We start from the raw sequence: 17220 nt of genomic DNA, 5'->3' as shown, positions 1-17220 counted from the left end.
AGGAAAAACCAGTTGAGTCAAATAAATAGAGGGTTAACATAAGCATTAAAACGTGAATTTTCATCAAATATTGATGTTGGACAAAGACTAAGGAAAGAAAATCATGAATGCTTATTATCAATTACTGAATAGAACAATTGGTCCTCAAGGTGAAGTGATTGCTCATTATTGCTCAACTGTTCATGCACAAGGGGCATGGAATCCTCATGAACAGCATATGGCGCCTGCAAGTGGCGTGATCGCAGTAGAGTTAGAACAGTTTTCACCACGACAAGATATGCGAATTGGTCGAATTAGTTTTGATATCTTTGGATTGATTGCATTTGGTGAATTTACGATTAAAACACATGTCATTCGTGCCGGTAAAACGATTGAATTGATTGAAGCAGAACTACAAGCACAAGGTAAAACTTGTATTGTGGCTAGAGCATGGCGCATGTGCACTCAAGACAGTTCCGAGATTGCGGGACTTGAAGATCAACCAATTCATCATCCAGATATCTTTACCGAATGGACAGGCATGAAAAGATGGCCGGGTGGTTTTATCCAGACATTAGTCACTAAAACTGATGATCAGCACCGCGCGGGCAAAGGCATTGTTTGGCTAAACAATGATAAAGAAATGGTTGAAGGCCAGCCGACCACAGATTTTGCGCATTTAATTGGCATGGTAGATACCGCAAACGGCATTGTCCCAAGACAAGAAGGAGAATTTACTTGGGGCTTTCCAAATCTTGATTTACAAATTCACATGCACCGTTATCCGCAAGGTAAATGGTTAGGTCTGGAAACCGTTCAGCAATATGGTTCGGATGGCATTGGTTTAACCAGTGCAGTTTTACATGATGTGTATGGTCCATTTGGACGAAGCGAGCAGATTTTGACTTTACGTAAAATGACTAAATAAATTTTTGAGCCAATAAAAAAGTCATCCCCAAGGATGACTTTTTTATTGAGATTTAATTGTTAGTTACGGACTTTTAGCAATGTTGGCGTAAGCTCATCCCAACGTTGTTTTGCAGCGTCCATTGCTTTCATTTTGATATGCTCATAACCACGGACTTCTGCCGGTAATTTTGCAATTTGTTCAGCAACTGCCAAGTTATGATTGTCTGGTGCCTCAACAAGTGCTTCAACAAATGCGATGTAACGGTCACGCCAAGCTTGTTCGTGTTGACGTTCTTCTTGACGCGCAAATGGGTCAAGGAAAGTTTCACGAAGCCATTGTAAGCGAGCGAGCATCATCATCGGGAAACGCATCCAGTAACCAAACGCACGTTTACGGACATTTTTCAGACCACCAAGTAACGCTGGCGGAGCAAGATGATACGTTAAACGTAAGCCTTTACCGAATTGGGTTTCAATCGATTCTTTGAAGCTTTTACCTGTTAGTAGACGTGCAACTTCATATTCATCTTTATAAGCCATAACTCTGTAAAGCTGAGTTGCAATCGTACCTGTTAACTCTTCTGGTAACTTTTTAGCTGCCAATTCTACAAGTGTGCGGTATTTAGCTGCATAAGCTTCATTCCAGTAGTCTGTTAGACGAGCAGAACGGTCTTCAACAAGTTCAGCCAAAGTTTGCGGAGTTTTGGTTTTTGGCATTGCCGCAAGTAAACGTCCAGCTAAAGTCGGGTCACTTGCAAGATGACAACCCACACGGAAAGCTTCGAGGTTCTTTTCAACAGCCGTACCATTTAGGCGAATTGCTTTTTCAATACTTTCACGTAATAGCGGAATGCGACCAGATTGCCATGCCATACCGAGTAATAACTGGTTGGTATAAATTGAATCACCTAAGAGTAGTGTGGCAATGCGAGCCGCTGGTAGAGAAACCAGTTGACCTTGACGAACACGACCACGAAGACGATCAATTAAATCGGTAATAGGTGCATACCAGTCACGAGATTTAATAAACTCAGAAGTAGGGGTGCTGTCTTCATTTACAATGACTAGGGCATCTTCTTTTAAGCGAGAGAGGGCTGCACCACTACCAGCAACTACTGCATCTGCACCAATGAGTAATTCACATTGACCTGCTGGAATTTTGGTCGAAGAAATTTGCTCATCACTTGCTGCAAGTTGTACGTATGAATAAACCGTACCACCTTTTTGCGCAAGACCTGCCATATCCATAACACGTGTTGCTTTGCCTTCTAGGTGAGCTGCCATACCAAGAAGTGCACCGATAGTCACAACACCCGTACCACCAATACCGCCGACCATAATACGACTTGGAACATCATATAACTGAGGAATAACGGGTGATGTTGGCCATCCTGCGCTAATACCTTCAAATTTAGCAGGACGTTTCATATCACGTGTATGAACAGTCACAAAGCTTGGGCAGAACCCTTCAGCACAAGTGAAGTCCTTATTACAGCTACTTTGGTTAATTTGACGTTTAGTACCTAATGCTGTTTCTACTGGCTCAATAGATAAACAGTTTGATTTTTTAGAACAGTCGCCACAGCCTTCACAAATATCGGTATTAATGAATAAACGTTCAGCTGGGTCAGGGTAAGCATCACGTTTACGGCGACGGCGTTTTTCACTGGCACAGGTTTGTACATAAATTAAAGCGGTTACACCTGAAATTTCACGCAGCTCACGTTGAACTGCATCAAGCTCATTACGGTGGCGAATTTCTACACCTGGTGCAATACCGTCTTCTTCATTTAACAGTTTGATTTCATCAGTCACAATGACTTGTTTTTTAATACCTTCGGCATCGAGCTGACGAGTTAATTGTGCAACACTCAAATGACCATCTACATGCTGACCGCCTGTCATAGCGACAGCGTCGTTGTAGAGGATTTTATAGGTGATATTGGTTTTTGCAGCAATAGACTGACGAATTGCTAAGTAACCTGAGTGGAAATAGGTTCCATCACCAAGGTTAGCAAAAATGTGTTTTTCATTGGTAAAAGGCGATGCACCGACCCAACTTACACCTTCACCACCCATTTGAGAGAATGTTTCCGTGCCACGATCAAGCGAAACAGCAATATAGTGGCAACCAATACCACCGAGTGCACGGCTACCTTCAGGAACGACTGTTGATGAGTTATGTGGGCAACCACTACAGAAATACGGTTTACGTTCAGCAAGGTCAATCACACGTTTTGATTCTTGCTCTGCTTTTAGCAGTAAGTCGATTCTGCTTTGAATTTGTACTTTTAAGCTTGATGGAATATCAAGTTTTAAGAAGCGAGCAGCCAACATTTTTGCAATCGGTTCAGGCTGATACTCATAGTGTCCAATGAGTGGTGCTTCTTCAATAGAGGTACTCCATTCACCTTTGCCGTCAGTTGCTTTACCAATAACACGAGGACGTTTGTCATCAGGAAGTGAGTACAACTCATCTTTAATTTGTGTTTCAAGAATTGGTCGTTTTTCTTCAATAACGATTAGCTCTTCTAAACCTTCGGCAAATTCACGAATGCCTTGTGGTTCTAAAGGCCAAATCAGACCAACTTGATAAACACGTAGCCCAAGCTGTTGGGCAGTTTCATCTTCAATACCTAAAATACGTAGGGCTTCAATGGTATCTAAATAACCTTTACCACTTGCAGCAATACCGATACGGGCATTTTCACAAGGCCATGCAACGGTGTTGATTTTATTCGCACGGGCATAGGCCAAAACAGCAGGTAAGCGATATTTATAAAGACGTTCTTCTTGTTGGATGCCATGATCTGGCCAACGAATATTAACGCCACCCTCTGGGAAATTGACATCTTCTGGTATAACAGGAGTAACACGGGCTAAGTCGACATGAACTGAAGCGGAAGTTTCTACAATTTCACTGACCAGCTTCATGGAAGTCCAAAGACCGGAAAAACGTGAAACAGCAATGGCGTGAACACCAAAGTCTAAAATTTGTTGAACGGATGTTGGGTAGAAAATTGGAATACCGCAACCAATCATGACATGTTCAGACTGGTGGGGAACTGTAGAAGATTTACATGAGTGGTCATCACCAAATAAAGCAACGACACCACCACGTTCAGAGGTACCAGCTAAGTTAGCATGGCGGAGTACATCGCCTGAACGGTCAACACCCGGGCCTTTACCATACCACCATGAAGACACTCCATCATATTTGCCTTGACCTGAAAGATTTGCTTGTTGTGTACCCCAGATTGCGGTAGCAGCCAAGTCTTCGTTTACACCAGGTTGAAATACGACATTATGGGATTTAAGTAATCCTTCAACTTGCCAAAGGAAATTATCATAGTTACCAATAGGGGAACCACGATAACCAGAAATAAAACCAGCAGTATGATAACCATTGATCGCGTCACGGCGAGTTTGGGCAAGAGGCAACCGAACAAGTGCCTGAATGCCGGTCATAAATGCTGTACCGTTATCACTTACATATTTATCTTCAAGTGACACATCCTTTGTTGCAATAATATTTGGAGTGACTTTTGTAGCTATATTCATTTATATCTCCTTAGAATTTTTAGTAGCTCGGACTACTTTCTTTTTTTCAACATCCAGTTGAATATTTGGAGCAAGTGACATACGAAATAAAAAAGATCGGTTCCTCTTCTTAAAAAAGAATTAGTGCCAATGTATGTACATTTAGTCATTGTGGTTGATCTAAACTGGTGCAACAATCCGTAATTTAGGAAAAGATATTTACGTTATGCGCAAAAATCTCGATGGTGGACTATTGCATGCAATGCATGCATTCCTGAAAGTGATTGATAGCGGGAGTTTCACAGCAGCAGCTGAGCAGATGGATCTGACCACAGCACAGGTTTCACGTCTTATCAGCGAGCTAGAAACACGCTTAGGTACAAAATTAATACAACGCTCAACGCGCCAGCAGGCCCTCACTGATATTGGTGCGACTTATGCAGAGCGCTGTCGCCAAGTCATTTCAATGGTGGATGAAGCAGAATCAGAAGTCACCGGAACGGCTTCTAAACCCAAAGGCCGTTTACGCGTATTAAGTATGGGTAGCTTTGGGCATCATTATGTTTTTCCAGTGATGGCCGAGTTTTGTAAACATTACCCCGAATTAACCGTGGAATATACGACTTCACAATACGTTCCGGACCTGTTGGCAAAAGGGGTCGATGTTAGCCTTTATCTGACTGAATCATTAACAGACTCACGGTTTGTTGCACGCAGAATTGGCACTATTTTTTCTGTTTTATGTGCATCACCTGCTTACCTAGAAAAACATGGGGTACCTGAGTCCCCCGAAGATCTAAAAAATCATGCCTGTTTACGCTTGGTAAATCCGTCTATTACACCAGATTGGCACTTATTAAATACAAGTGGTGAGTCTTACCAAATCGACATTGGTGGGCAACTCATTGCAGATAACCCTGAGTTATTATTAGATGTGGTACAACAGGATATGGGCATCGCATTATTGCCGATGTTTTCGGCTTTAGATGCAGTTCAGAATGGAAGATTATGTCATATCTTGCCAGAGTGGCGTTCACCTGATATCGGGGTTTATACCTTATTGCCTTCACGCCATTTTATTGATGCCAAAACACGTGCATGGTTAGATTGGGTAGAAGAATATATTTCTCCAAGAATTGAAATGGATGCATCTTATTTTTATAAATAATGAGATAAATTTTTTAAGGATTACAATTGAAAAAGGATGAAGAATAATACGGATTAGAATAAAAATAAGGTAGAAAATGCTTCTTTTGAAAGAGGCATTTAATACAAAGATAAATAACAGATTTTAAAAAAATTGCATGAGGGATTGAGTCCCAATTCCTGAACAGAATGAGATAAAGATGAGATAGGATGATCTGGTATTTCACCTAATATTCAGCTTTATACCAGATGCTGAGCTACTTTAATTGATGACTAGGCACACTTGGTTTGCCAGTAAGCATTTGCATAATTCGACAAGCTTTTTCGGTTTAATACATTGCTAATATTTTGGCTGGCTTGCATCAGTTTTTCTAAATTAATGCCAGTTTCAAAACCCATGTGGGATAGTAAATAAAACAAATCTTCGGTCGATACATTACCTGAGGCGCCTTTGGCATAAGGGCAACCCCCAAGTCCTGCAAGAGACGAGTCAAAAACGCGAATACCTTGCTGTAAAGACTGATAAATATTGGCAATCGCCATGCCATAGGTGTTGTGGAAATGGCCGGCTAAAACCTTGCTGTCGAGCTCAGCAAGACAGGCTTGCCATACCTTTTGAACGCGATCTGGTGTTGCGGTGCCAATGGTTTCACCTAAAGACACTTCATAGCAACCCATGTCATGGAGTCGTTTAACCACTTTCACCACTTGCTCAGGAGCAATTGGACCTTCATAAGGGCAATCGACAATACAAGAGACATAACCGCGTACACGGATGTTATGGGCTTTTGCCGCACTCATGACATCACTAAATTTTTCAAAGCTTTCCTCGATTGAGCAGTTAATATTTTTACGGGTAAAACTTTCAGAAGCTGCGGTAAACACCGCAACCTCTTTGCATCCTACGGCTTGAGCAGTTTCAAAACCTTTAATATTTGGAGTGAGCAGGCTAAATTGCACATCGGTTGTTTGGGGTAACAGCTTAAATAGCTCATCACTTTGAGCCATTTGCGGCACCCATTTTGCCGAAACGCATGAACCGACTTCAATCGATTTTAAGCCCGCACCGATTAGGTCATTAATGAAATTTAAGCGCTGTTCGACAGTTAAAGCCTGCTTTTCGTTTTGGAGGCCGTCTCTGGGACCGACCTCCACGATTTTGACAAACTCACTCATGCAACTTCCTCCTGTGCAGGCTGAAATTCCACAAGCTCATCACCAGCTTTGACCTGATCACCGACTTGGAAGTAGGAATCTACAATCACACCATCTTTAGGGGCGCGGATGGTATATTCCATTTTCATGGCTTCAAGCGTCATTAAAATATCGTCTTTTTTCACGCTATGATTTGCACTGACTAGCACTTGCGTGACCACACCCGGCATTGGTGCTTTTAGGTGGCCTTCGTCAGCTTGGCTATCTGCTTGATTAAAGTCTTGACGAATATAAGCAAACTTATAACTTTGTCCATTTTGGAACAAGGTAATGCCTTGCTGACTTTGGTTAAAAGACAGCTTTTGCTGAGTCCCACCAATTTGAACAGAGGCAGTATGAGCATCAAGCAATTGACCTGAAATCGGGTAGCTTTGACCGTTATATTCTGCGGTGAAGCCATCTTCATTTGAGGCAAATTTGATTTGAATATTTTGATTTAAATAATTCAGTTTAATACTGTGTTGATAGGTAATATTTAAACGCCAAAGCGGTTGAGCTTGCCAAAGCTGTTTTTGGTTTGAGCTGTTGTTATTAAGTTTGCTTAGAAACCCAATAAATGCCGCTGCCACTACCAGTTCTGGTTTAATTTCTTCAGGACTAAACAAGAAGTTTTGTTCACGCTGAATCAGGTTGGTATCAAGCTTAGCTTGTTTAAATGATTCGCTACGTACAATCTTTTCAAGAAAAGCAATGTTGTTGCCTAAGCCATCGACATGGAATTGGCTCAAAGCATTTTGCATTTGAATAAGCGCAGCTTCACGGTTTTTACCCCATACAATGAGTTTAGCTATCATCGGGTCGTAATACGTCGTGATTTCATCGCCTTCAACAATACCGCTGTCTACACGCACATATTGGTTTTGAGTTGGGTAGTGCAAATAGTCGATTTTACCAATAGCAGGTAAAAAGCCTTTTTCAGGTTCTTCAGCGTAAATACGTGCTTCGAGCGCATGTCCGTGAATGCGTAATTCGTTTTGTAGTTTAGGCAAAGGTTCACCATAAGCCACACGAAGTTGCCATTCGACCAAGTCTTCACCTGTAATCATTTCAGTAACAGGATGTTCGACTTGCAGACGGGTATTCATTTCCATGAAATACGCCGTACCGTCTTGTTCTACAATAAACTCGACCGTACCTGCACCAACATAATTTACGGCGCGTGCAGCATCAATTGCAGCTTGGCGCATTGCATCGAGCTTTTCGCTTGGCATTTGTGGAGCAGGGGCTTCTTCTAGCACTTTTTGGTGACGGCGTTGTACCGAACAATCACGTTCAAACAAATGTACGTAGTTGCCATGTGTATCGCCAAACACTTGCACTTCAATGTGGCGCGGTTGAATCACATAACGCTCAATCAAGACATCATCATTACCAAAGCTCGATTTGGCTTCACGTTTACAAGAGGCTAAGGCATGCAGAAAATCTTCACTGCGTTCAACCAGACTCATGCCTTTACCACCGCCGCCCGCACTGGCTTTAATTAAAACAGGATAGCCAATTCGGTCTGCCTGTTGCTTTAAAAAGCCGGCATCTTGGTTAGTTCCGTGATAGCCCGGCGTTAAAGGGACACCTGCTTTTTCCATTAAAGCTTTCGAGGTTGCTTTTAAGCCCATCGCTAAAATGGCATCCACTGGCGGGCCAATAAAGCAAATGTTGTGTTGTTGGCAAGCGAGTGCAAACTGGTCATTTTCAGAAAGGAAGCCGTAGCCTGGGTGAACCGCTTGGCTACCTGTATCAATGGCAGCTTGAATAATACGATCAACCTGTAAATAACTTTGTGTGGCAGGGGACTGACCAATATAAACCGCTTCATCTGCAAGTTTGACGTGTTGTGCATTTGCGTCTGCATCTGAGTAAACGGCAACCGTTCTAATACCTAATTTTTTAGCTGTACGAATTACGCGGCAGGCGATCTCGCCACGGTTCGCAATTAAAATCTTTTCAAACATGATGATCGTCCTTAATTGTTGTTATTCGAGTTAGAAACCCAAGCAGGCTGCTGTTTATTTAAAAAGGCACTCAGACCTTCTTTTGCCTCACTGCCTTGACGAACTTGAGCAATATGATGTGCTGTCTGTTGCAGCAAGTCATTGCTCATGGTCTGGTTGCTCACCATTTGAATGAGTTGTTTGGAGGCCGTTTGAGCGTGCGGGCCACCGAGTAATAGAGCATCAATAATTTCTTGAACTTTTTTATCTAAGTCTTCGGCATCTGCCACTTCGTGTGCCAAACCAATATGTTTGGCTTCACGTGCTGAAATCCGCTCGGCAGTTAAGAAATAACGAGAGGCTTGTCTTGCACCAATCGCACGAATCACATAGGGACTAATGGTTGATGGAGCAAGTCCTAAACGAACTTCAGACGTAGCAAATTTGGCATCGGTGCTGGCAATGCAAATATCACATGCCGACGCCAAGCCTATACCACCGCCAAAGGCAATGCCATGCACGCGGGCAATAGTCGGTTGTTTAAGTGTTGCAAGTGCATCAAGCATTTGCGCAAGTTTTAATGCATCTGCTTCATTTTCAGCTGAAGATGCCTGACCTGCCTGTTTCATCCAGTTGAGGTCGGCACCTGCCGAAAAGCTTTTGCCGCGACCCGCTAGAACGACCACACGTATATCATCACGTGTATTGATTTGCTTAAAGCAGGCATGCAGCTCTTCAATGACTGTCGTATTAAAAGCATTGTGTAATTCAGGGCGGTTCAGCCAAACATAGGCAACCTGACCTTGTTGTTCGAGTTGTAAAAATTGATAGCTCATATACACCTCTTACATGCGGAACACGCCAAATTTGGTTGGCTGGATTGGAGCGTTCATGGCCGCAGCCAAACTTAAACCAAGTACCTGACGAGTTTGCGCTGGGTCAATGACACCGTCATCCCAAAGGCGGGCAGACGCATAGTATGGATGACCTTGACGCTCGTATTGTTCACGAATCGGTTGTTTAAATTCGTCTTCTTCTTGCGCTGACCACTGGGCACCTTTTTGCTCAATCTGGTCACGTTTTAAAGTCGAAAGTACGCTCGCTGCTTGTTCGCCGCCCATTACTGAAATACGAGAGTTCGGCCAAGTCCATAAAAAGCGTGGTGAATAAGCGCGACCACACATACCGTAGTTACCTGCACCAAATGAACCACCAATAATCAGGGTGAGTTTAGGTACATTTGCAGTGGCAACTGCCATCACCAGTTTAGCGCCGTGTTTGGCAATCCCTTCATTTTCATACTGGCGACCAACCATAAAGCCAGTAATGTTTTGTATAAATAACAATGGAATATTGCGCTGTGTGCACAGTTCAATAAAGTGCGCGCCTTTTTGAGCAGACTCGGAAAATAAAATTCCGTTATTGGCAATAATCCCGACTGGCATGCCGTAGAGAGAAGCGAAACCTGTTACAAGTGTTGAGCCAAAGCGGGCTTTAAACTCATCAAAACGAGAGCCGTCTACAATACGTGCAATGACTTCACGCACATCGAAAGGTTTACGCGCATCACTTGGCACCACGCCATAGAGTTCCGAGGCATCAAACAGTGGCTCATCAATTTGCTTGTTTAACTCATTTGGCTTTTTATTTAAGTTAGCAACAATGTTTCGCGCAATCGCAATGGCATGTTCATCATTTTCAGCTAAGTGGTCAGCTACACCTGAAAGACGTGTATGTACATCGCCACCGCCTAAATCTTCACTGCTTACCACTTCGCCCGTTGCAGCTTTTACCAAAGGAGGGCCGCCTAAGAAAATCGTACCTTGATTACGGACAATAATGGTTTCATCAGACATGGCAGGCACATAAGCACCACCTGCGGTACAACTACCCATCACCACGGCAATTTGAGCAATACCTAAGCTCGACATACGTGCCTGATTATAGAAAATACGCCCGAAGTGATCGCGGTCTGGGAAAACCTCATCTTGCATTGGTAAATAAGCACCGCCAGAATCTACCAAATAAATACAAGGCAAGTGATTTTGTTCAGCAATTTCTTGTGCGCGTAAATGCTTTTTAACCGTAAGGGGGTAATACGTTCCGCCTTTAACCGTTGCATCGTTGGCAACGATCATGCAAGTTACGCCGTTGACCTGACCAATACCAGCAATCACACCCGCAGCAGGAACATCATCTTCGTAAACGTTGTACGCTGCCAATTGACCAATTTCTAAAAATGCCGTGCCGACATCAATCAGTTGATCAATACGTTCACGAGGTAAAAGTTTACCTCGAGCCAAATGTTTTTGACGGGCATTTTCACCGCCGCCTAAAGCAATACGCTGGGCAACTTGTTTGAGATCTGTGACCAATGTTTGCATGGCTTGCTGGTTTGTTTTGAAGTCTTCGCTTCGAACATTAATCTTGCTTTGTAATTGGTTCATAAGATGCGTCCTTATTTATAATTATTATTTGGTTTCATTGAAAAGTTCGCGGCCAATCAACATACGGCGAATTTCAGAAGTTCCCGCACCAATTTCATAAAGTTTTGCATCGCGCCATAAACGGCCAGCAGGGAATTCATTGATATAACCGTTGCCACCTAAAGTTTGAATTGCTTCACCCGCCATCCATGTTGCTTTTTCGGCAGCATATAAAATGGCACTTGCAGCATCTTTACGTAAGCTGCGGTCATGATCCGCTTTGTCGCAGGCAGCACCAACCGCATAAACGAGAGCTTTACATGCAAGCCATGTTGAATACATATCGGCAAGTTTGCCTTGCATAAGCTGGAATTCACCTAAAGCCTGACCAAACTGTTCACGCTGATGCAAGTAGGGAATAACGACATCTAAGCAAGCATCCATAATGCCTAAAGGTCCGGCACTTAAAACTGCTCGTTCATAGTCCAAACCACTCATGAGTACTTTAACCCCGTTACCCACACCACCGAGTACGTTTTCAGCAGGAACTTCTACATTGTCAAAGAACAGTGGGTAAGTATTAGAACCACGCATACCGAGCTTATCTAAGTGGTTGCCGTGACTAAAGCCTTTCATACCTTTTTCAATCAAGAATGCGGTCATGCCTTTAGGGCCAGCTTGTGGATCAGTTTTAGCGTAAACGACCAGTACATCTGCATCACCGCCGTTGGTAATCCACATTTTTGAACCGTTTAAAACAAAGTGATCACCTTTTTGCTCGGCGCGTAATTTCATGCTGACCACATCAGAGCCGGCATTTGGCTCAGACATGGCAAGGGCACCAACATATTCACCGGAAATTAATTTTGGTAAATATTTCTGTTTTTGCTGCTCGTTACCGTTACGGTTAATTTGGTTTACACATAAATTAGAATGAGCACCATATGACAAGCCAATAGCTGCCGAAGCACGAGAAATTTCTTGCATGGCAATAATATGAGCTAAATAACCCATATTGGCACCGCCATATTCTTCAGAAACCGTCATACCTAAAAGGCCCATATCTCCGAATTTTTTCCAGAGATGTGCAGGGAATTTGTTGTCTTGATCAACTTGTTGGGCAATTGGTGCAATTTCCTTTGCACAAAATGCGGCTATCGAATCTTGAAGCGCAATTAAAGTTTCATCTAGACCGAAATTCAAGCTGCGTAGGTTCATGATATTTTCATCCTATTGGTTATATTTGTTGTCCATAAAATATTTTGTGGGTATTTGATAAGTAACATACAATGATTTTTTGAAAAAGTGAATACAGATTCATAAAATGATTTACAATTCATTTTATTTGTTAGAGAATAAATTATGAGCTATAAACGATCATCTTTAATGCAAGAGCGGATGGAGCAAAATCGTAAATCGATTTTGAATTCAGCTAGAAAAATAATTTCAGAAGGAGGATTTAAGGACGCACAAATACAAACAATTGCAGAGCTAGCAGGTGTATCTAGTGGACTGGTTTATCGCTACTTCGATAATAAAAGCCAAGTGCTAATAGAAGTTTTGTCTGATGCCATTAATACAGAGCTATTGGTCATCGATTCGATTACCGAAAGTGACTTATCGGCAAAGCAGAAATTACACAAGGCGGTGGCAACTTTTGTAAAACGGGCACTGAATAGTCCTCAGCTTGCGTATTCACTCATGTTTGAACCTGTCGATTCCACGGTTGAACATGAGCGTTTTCGTGTGAAGCAATTGATTAAACAAAGTATTAAAAAAATACTTGCGGATGGAAATGCAAGTGGTGAGTTTGTCTTGGATGATTTAAACACAGCAGCACTTTGTGTAGTCGGTGCTATGACTTATGTGGTGGTTGAACCCCTAGACCCAGCTCAAAATACAAAGTTTGATCATGCGCACAAAGACTATTTTTCAAAACAGATTGCTGACTTTTGTGTAGATGCTGTGCAAAAGAAATAGGGCATATAAAGGATAAAACGACACAAAATAAGTAGTTTGGAAAAGTAGTTGCAGTAACAACAATTAGATCAGGTAAGAAGAGAATTAGAAGAATCAAGGAGAATGATTCAATGCAACAAGAACGGTTAAGCTACGCCTCGGGACCAAGTACACAACCCTTATTGGGTATGACCATTGGTGAACAATTTGATCAGGCCTGTCGGCAATATGCTGAAAAGGAAGCGATTGTCAGTTTTCATCAAAACAGACGATTAACCTATAAAGCTTTACAAGATGAAGTAAACGCTTTTGCTTGTAGCCTATTAAAATTGGGATTAAAAAAAGGAGATCGATTAGCGATTTGGTCACCTAACTGTGTGGAATGGACGGTAACCCAATTTGCGGCTTTTAAAGCAGGGATTATCTTAGTTAACCTGAATACAGCTTATAAAAGTCATGAACTTGAATATGTGTTGAATAAAGTCTCGTGCAAAGGATTGATTATTGCTTCTCAATTCAAAACGACTGATTACCAAGAATTACTCACAAAAATTGCCCCTGAGTTAACCACCTGTACAGATAAAGTGCTCAGTTCAGAGCGTCTGCCGCATTTAAAATTCGTTATTAAAATTGATGACCAACAACACACGGGTATTCATCGCTTTAGTGATTTACTAACTACACCAACTTCTGAACAGCTAGAACAATTAAAACAATTAGCCAGACAGCTCCAGTTTGATGAAACTATTAATATCCAATTTACCTCAGGTACAACAGGTAACCCGAAAGGGACCATGTTGACCCACCATAATATTTTAAATAATGGTTATTTTGTCGGTGAAGGCATCCGTTTAACTGCTCAAGATAAAGTCTGTATTTCTGTACCTTTATTTCATTGTTTCGGCATGGTGATGGGGAATTTAGCGTGTGTAACGCATGGGGCAACCATGGTATATCCATCGGCTGTATTTAATCCTTTGGAAACTTTAAAAGCGATTCATCAAGAACGTTGTACGGCAGCTTATGGCGTACCAACCATGTTTATTGCCACTTTAGAGCATGAACAGTTTAATGAGTTTGATCTGTCGAGCTTAAGAACAGGCATTATGGCAGGCAGTCCTTGTCCACGTGAAATTATGCAACGTGTCATAGACCGAATGCATATGTCGGAAATTACCATTTGTTATGGCATGACCGAAACCTCGCCAGTGAGTGTACAGAGTTCGGTAAACGATTCAATCGATAAACGGGTAAGCACAGTTGGGCATGTTCATCCGCATGTTGAAATTAAAATTGTCGATTTAGAAGGACAAATTGTTCCGCAAGGCACATTGGGTGAGTTATGCGTTCGTGGTTATTCAGTGATGGCCGGTTATTGGGGTGAAGAAGAAAAGACCCGTGAAGTGATAGATGCTGCTGGCTGGATGCATACGGGTGATATTGCCGAGATGGATCAAGACGGTTTTATTAAAATTAAAGGCCGCATTAAAGATGTCGTGATTCGTGGAGGAGAAAACCTTTTTCCAAAAGAGATTGAAGACTTTTTATATACCCATCCAGATGTAAGCGATGTACAGGTGATTGGCTTGCCAGATGCGAAATATGGTGAAGAACTTTGTGCATGTATTATTTTGCATGAGCATCACCAAGTCGATGAAGACAGCATTCGCCAATTTTGCAAAGAGCATATTTCTCATAACAAAGTGCCGCGCTATGTCCGATTCTTTAATGAGTTTCCAATGACTGCTTCGGGCAAAGCACAAAAGTTTAAATTGCAGGAAATTATGCGAGCTGAGCTTAATTTAACTGGAAATGTCTTTGACTAAATAAGCCAAAAGCTTGGGGCAAAGTGCAGCAAATGATAAATCGAAAGGCAGTTTTAAAAGGGATAAAACAAAATGGCAAAAGACTTTAATAGCCCTAAAGTAGTTGAAGGATATGATGCGCATATTCGTAAATTAATTCCGGGTTATGAAGTCATCCATCTACAGGTGGATGCCATTTTACAGTCGGTGTTGCCACCAGATGCTCATGTCTTAATTGTGGGCTGTGGTACGGGTTATGAACTCGAATATTTACTTAAAAGACATTCAAACTGGAAATTTACAGCAGTCGATCCATCTTTAACCATGCTGCAAAAAGCTCAGGAGCAGGTTGAACTTTTAGGTAAATCTACCCAAGTCACTTTTGTACATGGTGATACTTCAGCACTGCCTTTGGAACCATGTTTCGATGCTGCACTTTCTATTCTTGTGGCTCATTTTATTGCAGATGACATAAAACCAGCCTTCTTTAAGGATATTTATGAGCGCTTAAAAGAAAAAGCGCCTTTACTTACCTATGACCTCATGACTTGTGTAAATCCACAGCAGCTTCAAGCATTACGTTATTTGTGTTTGGCTCAAGGGTTAACAGAAGAACAATGTCAAAAAATGTTGGAGCGTATGGCAGAGGACTTTTTTAGTTTAATGACTGAAGGATATATAAAACTTTTGGAAAAGACAGGCTTTGAAAGCGTACAGCCATATACGCAAATTTTGACTTATCAAGGGTTTATTGCAAAAAAATAATGCTATTGTGGAATATAAATAAGGATTTAAAACTGAATATTCTCAATCTGGAAGAGAATATAAAAAATGAAAAATTAAAAAGTTGCTTTTGCTGCACTAGGGAGGGTACGGCTAAAAAATATGAGGGAACGTCTTTCTTGTGAAAGAAAGGCAAATTTTCAAGGATCTATTTTAGATAGATACATAACAAAAAGGATGTCGAGACTTTTAAGACTACTTAAAGGTCTAAAGGAAAATTTCATGATGAAAATTTTAAATACAACGGTTCAAAAAAGCTTGTTGGCAGTTTCTGTGACTCTGCTTATGTCTTCTGCTTTTGCAGGCCAAGTAAACCCTGAAATAGAGCAACTTCGCCAAGAAATAAAAGAACTACGAGCTATGCTACAAACTAATATGGAGGCTCAAAAATCTTTAGCTCAAAAAAGAGTAGAACAAGCTGCTCCTGTGGCTACTCAAGCTCCACAATCCATACAACAAGTATTAACTAAATCGGGTACAGAATTTAACTTATATGGTTATATACGAGCAGATGCTTCTTACCAAATTAAGGGTGCATCTACGATGTATAACAATATTAGTGGAGTTCCACTTGAACATACGCCAGAAGAATCTGCACAAAAAGACCAATTGCACAGTACGGTTTATGTGACTCGTTTCGGATTGAATTTTAAAACACCAACAACTGCTGGTGATGTGGGTGGAAAGTTAGAAATGGACTTTTTTGGGGCGGCTACTCGTGATCAGTTCCGTATACGTCATGCTTATTTAACTTTTGATAAATGGTTGATTGGTCAAACATGGTCGACATTCATTGCACCTGAATATTACCCAGAAACAATCGATGCAGGAACATTTGTAGGCAGTGCTTTACTTAGATCGCCAATGGTTCGCTATAGCGATAATTTAACGGCAAATACAAGTTTTGCACTATCAGTTGAAGACCCGAAATATACTGCGGCAACAGATCCAGATAACAAAATGCGTTTACCTGCTTTAGTGGGGCGTTTAAATCATAAATTTGCCAATGGTTCGATGCTTTCAGGCCGTAGTTTTGTTGCAGAAAAAAGAACCAATAATGACAGTGAATGGGCTTGGGGCGTAGGTTTCGGCGGTAAATACCAAATGACACCCGATACTTTACTTAAAGCCGATTATTACCATGTCAAAGGCGATGGACGTTTCTTATTGTGGAGCAATAGTGGCTATGCAATAGATGAGCAGAACAACATGCATAGCAATGAATTTGATACGGTGTCTTTGGGGGTAACTCATCAATTCACGCCAAAAATTCGCTCGACTTTAGCTTATGGCTATATGAAGGCTAAAGACGATAACCGTTTTGCCGAATTACAGCATAATAGTACGACTCAAAACAAACAGCTTTGGCAGGGCTGGGTAAATATGATGTATAACCCATACAAGCCAATTACCTTAGGTGTTGAATATGTATATGGCGAACGAGAAACTTTCGATGGTCGAAACGGGGTGGATAACCGCTTCAACATGATAGCAAGTTATGATTTCTAAATAGCTATTCCCATCAGATGA

General features: G+C 41.6%; 12 protein-coding genes. 6 read left to right on the top strand and 6 right to left on the bottom strand.

What is annotated here, in order from left to right:
* Positions 1-103 precede the first annotated feature (103 nt).
* Positions 104-907, top strand: coding sequence for a thioesterase family protein (locus tag J576_RS09575; RefSeq protein WP_002048385.1), 804 nt, complete (start codon positions 104-106; stop codon positions 905-907).
* 59 nt (positions 908-966) lie between these two features.
* Here J576_RS09575 and J576_RS09570 read toward each other — a convergent pair whose 3' ends face one another.
* Complete coding sequence (locus tag J576_RS09570; protein ID WP_002048366.1) at positions 967-4449, bottom strand: indolepyruvate ferredoxin oxidoreductase family protein; 3483 nt, start codon at positions 4447-4449, stop codon at positions 967-969.
* 205 nt (positions 4450-4654) lie between these two features.
* Here J576_RS09570 and J576_RS09565 point away from each other — a divergent pair, with 205 nt between their 5' ends.
* Positions 4655-5596: a LysR family transcriptional regulator gene (locus tag J576_RS09565; protein ID WP_002048395.1), complete on the top strand. Its 942-nt coding sequence runs from the start codon at positions 4655-4657 to the stop codon at positions 5594-5596.
* Between the two features lie 251 nt (positions 5597-5847).
* Here the strand turns inward: J576_RS09565 and J576_RS09560 are convergent, their stop codons facing one another.
* Genes J576_RS09560 through J576_RS09540 form a run of 5 tightly spaced genes read right to left on the bottom strand, consistent with a single transcriptional unit; the run spans position 5848 to position 12361 of the window.
* A complete protein-coding gene (locus tag J576_RS09560) occupies positions 5848-6750 on the bottom strand; it encodes a hydroxymethylglutaryl-CoA lyase (protein ID WP_002048413.1) in 903 nt (300 codons plus the stop codon).
* Positions 6747-8738, bottom strand: coding sequence for an acetyl/propionyl/methylcrotonyl-CoA carboxylase subunit alpha (locus J576_RS09555; protein WP_002048354.1), 1992 nt, complete (start codon positions 8736-8738; stop codon positions 6747-6749). The genes J576_RS09560 and J576_RS09555 overlap by 4 nt, the downstream gene beginning before the upstream one ends.
* 11 nt (positions 8739-8749) lie before the next feature.
* Entirely contained in the window at positions 8750-9553 is an 804-nt protein-coding gene (locus J576_RS09550; RefSeq protein WP_002048318.1) for an enoyl-CoA hydratase/isomerase family protein, read from the bottom strand.
* A gap of 9 nt (positions 9554-9562) precedes the next feature.
* Complete coding sequence (locus J576_RS09545; RefSeq protein WP_002048398.1) at positions 9563-11164, bottom strand: carboxyl transferase domain-containing protein; 1602 nt, start codon at positions 11162-11164, stop codon at positions 9563-9565.
* A gap of 24 nt (positions 11165-11188) precedes the next feature.
* On the bottom strand, positions 11189-12361 hold the full coding sequence (locus J576_RS09540) for an isovaleryl-CoA dehydrogenase (RefSeq protein WP_002048393.1): 1173 nt from the start codon (positions 12359-12361) through the stop codon (positions 11189-11191).
* A gap of 144 nt (positions 12362-12505) precedes the next feature.
* On the opposite strand from J576_RS09540, the gene J576_RS09535 reads away from it, so the two are divergent.
* The 4 genes from J576_RS09535 to J576_RS09520 all read left to right on the top strand — a co-directional run bounded on the left by J576_RS09535 (position 12506) and on the right by J576_RS09520 (position 17199).
* Positions 12506-13123, top strand: coding sequence for a TetR/AcrR family transcriptional regulator (locus tag J576_RS09535; RefSeq protein WP_002048292.1), 618 nt, complete (start codon positions 12506-12508; stop codon positions 13121-13123).
* A 110-nt stretch (positions 13124-13233) separates the two neighbouring features.
* A complete protein-coding gene (locus tag J576_RS09530) occupies positions 13234-14928 on the top strand; it encodes an AMP-binding protein (protein ID WP_002048320.1) in 1695 nt (564 codons plus the stop codon).
* A gap of 72 nt (positions 14929-15000) precedes the next feature.
* Entirely contained in the window at positions 15001-15672 is a 672-nt protein-coding gene (locus tag J576_RS09525) for a class I SAM-dependent methyltransferase (protein ID WP_002048338.1), read from the top strand.
* Between the two features lie 243 nt (positions 15673-15915).
* Positions 15916-17199 (top strand): DcaP family trimeric outer membrane transporter, encoded by a 1284-nt coding sequence (locus J576_RS09520; protein ID WP_081400862.1) that lies wholly within the window; start codon positions 15916-15918, stop codon positions 17197-17199.
* The last annotated feature ends 21 nt before the right edge of the window (positions 17200-17220 follow it).

Origin of the sequence: Acinetobacter sp. 766875 (assembly GCF_000582055.1) — a bacterium.
In the GTDB taxonomy this organism is placed as follows: Bacteria; Pseudomonadota; Gammaproteobacteria; order Pseudomonadales; family Moraxellaceae; genus Acinetobacter; species Acinetobacter nosocomialis.
Note: the sequence above shows the minus strand (reverse complement) of the source record. Positions and strands in the feature narration are given on the sequence as shown.

Coding starts and splice junctions, on each gene's coding strand:
- J576_RS09560 (WP_002048413.1), bottom strand. CDS start 6,750: ATGAGTGAGTTTGTCAAAATCGTGGAGGTCGGTCCCAGAGACGGCCTC.
- J576_RS09535 (WP_002048292.1), top strand. CDS start 12,506: ATGAGCTATAAACGATCATCTTTAATGCAAGAGCGGATGGAGCAAAAT.
- J576_RS09550 (WP_002048318.1), bottom strand. CDS start 9,553: ATGAGCTATCAATTTTTACAACTCGAACAACAAGGTCAGGTTGCCTAT.
- J576_RS09525 (WP_002048338.1), top strand. CDS start 15,001: ATGGCAAAAGACTTTAATAGCCCTAAAGTAGTTGAAGGATATGATGCG.
- J576_RS09530 (WP_002048320.1), top strand. CDS start 13,234: ATGCAACAAGAACGGTTAAGCTACGCCTCGGGACCAAGTACACAACCC.
- J576_RS09575 (WP_002048385.1), top strand. CDS start 104: ATGAATGCTTATTATCAATTACTGAATAGAACAATTGGTCCTCAAGGT.
- J576_RS09565 (WP_002048395.1), top strand. CDS start 4,655: ATGCGCAAAAATCTCGATGGTGGACTATTGCATGCAATGCATGCATTC.
- J576_RS09520 (WP_081400862.1), top strand. CDS start 15,916: ATGAAAATTTTAAATACAACGGTTCAAAAAAGCTTGTTGGCAGTTTCT.
- J576_RS09540 (WP_002048393.1), bottom strand. CDS start 12,361: ATGAACCTACGCAGCTTGAATTTCGGTCTAGATGAAACTTTAATTGCG.
- J576_RS09555 (WP_002048354.1), bottom strand. CDS start 8,738: ATGTTTGAAAAGATTTTAATTGCGAACCGTGGCGAGATCGCCTGCCGC.
- J576_RS09570 (WP_002048366.1), bottom strand. CDS start 4,449: ATGAATATAGCTACAAAAGTCACTCCAAATATTATTGCAACAAAGGAT.
- J576_RS09545 (WP_002048398.1), bottom strand. CDS start 11,164: ATGAACCAATTACAAAGCAAGATTAATGTTCGAAGCGAAGACTTCAAA.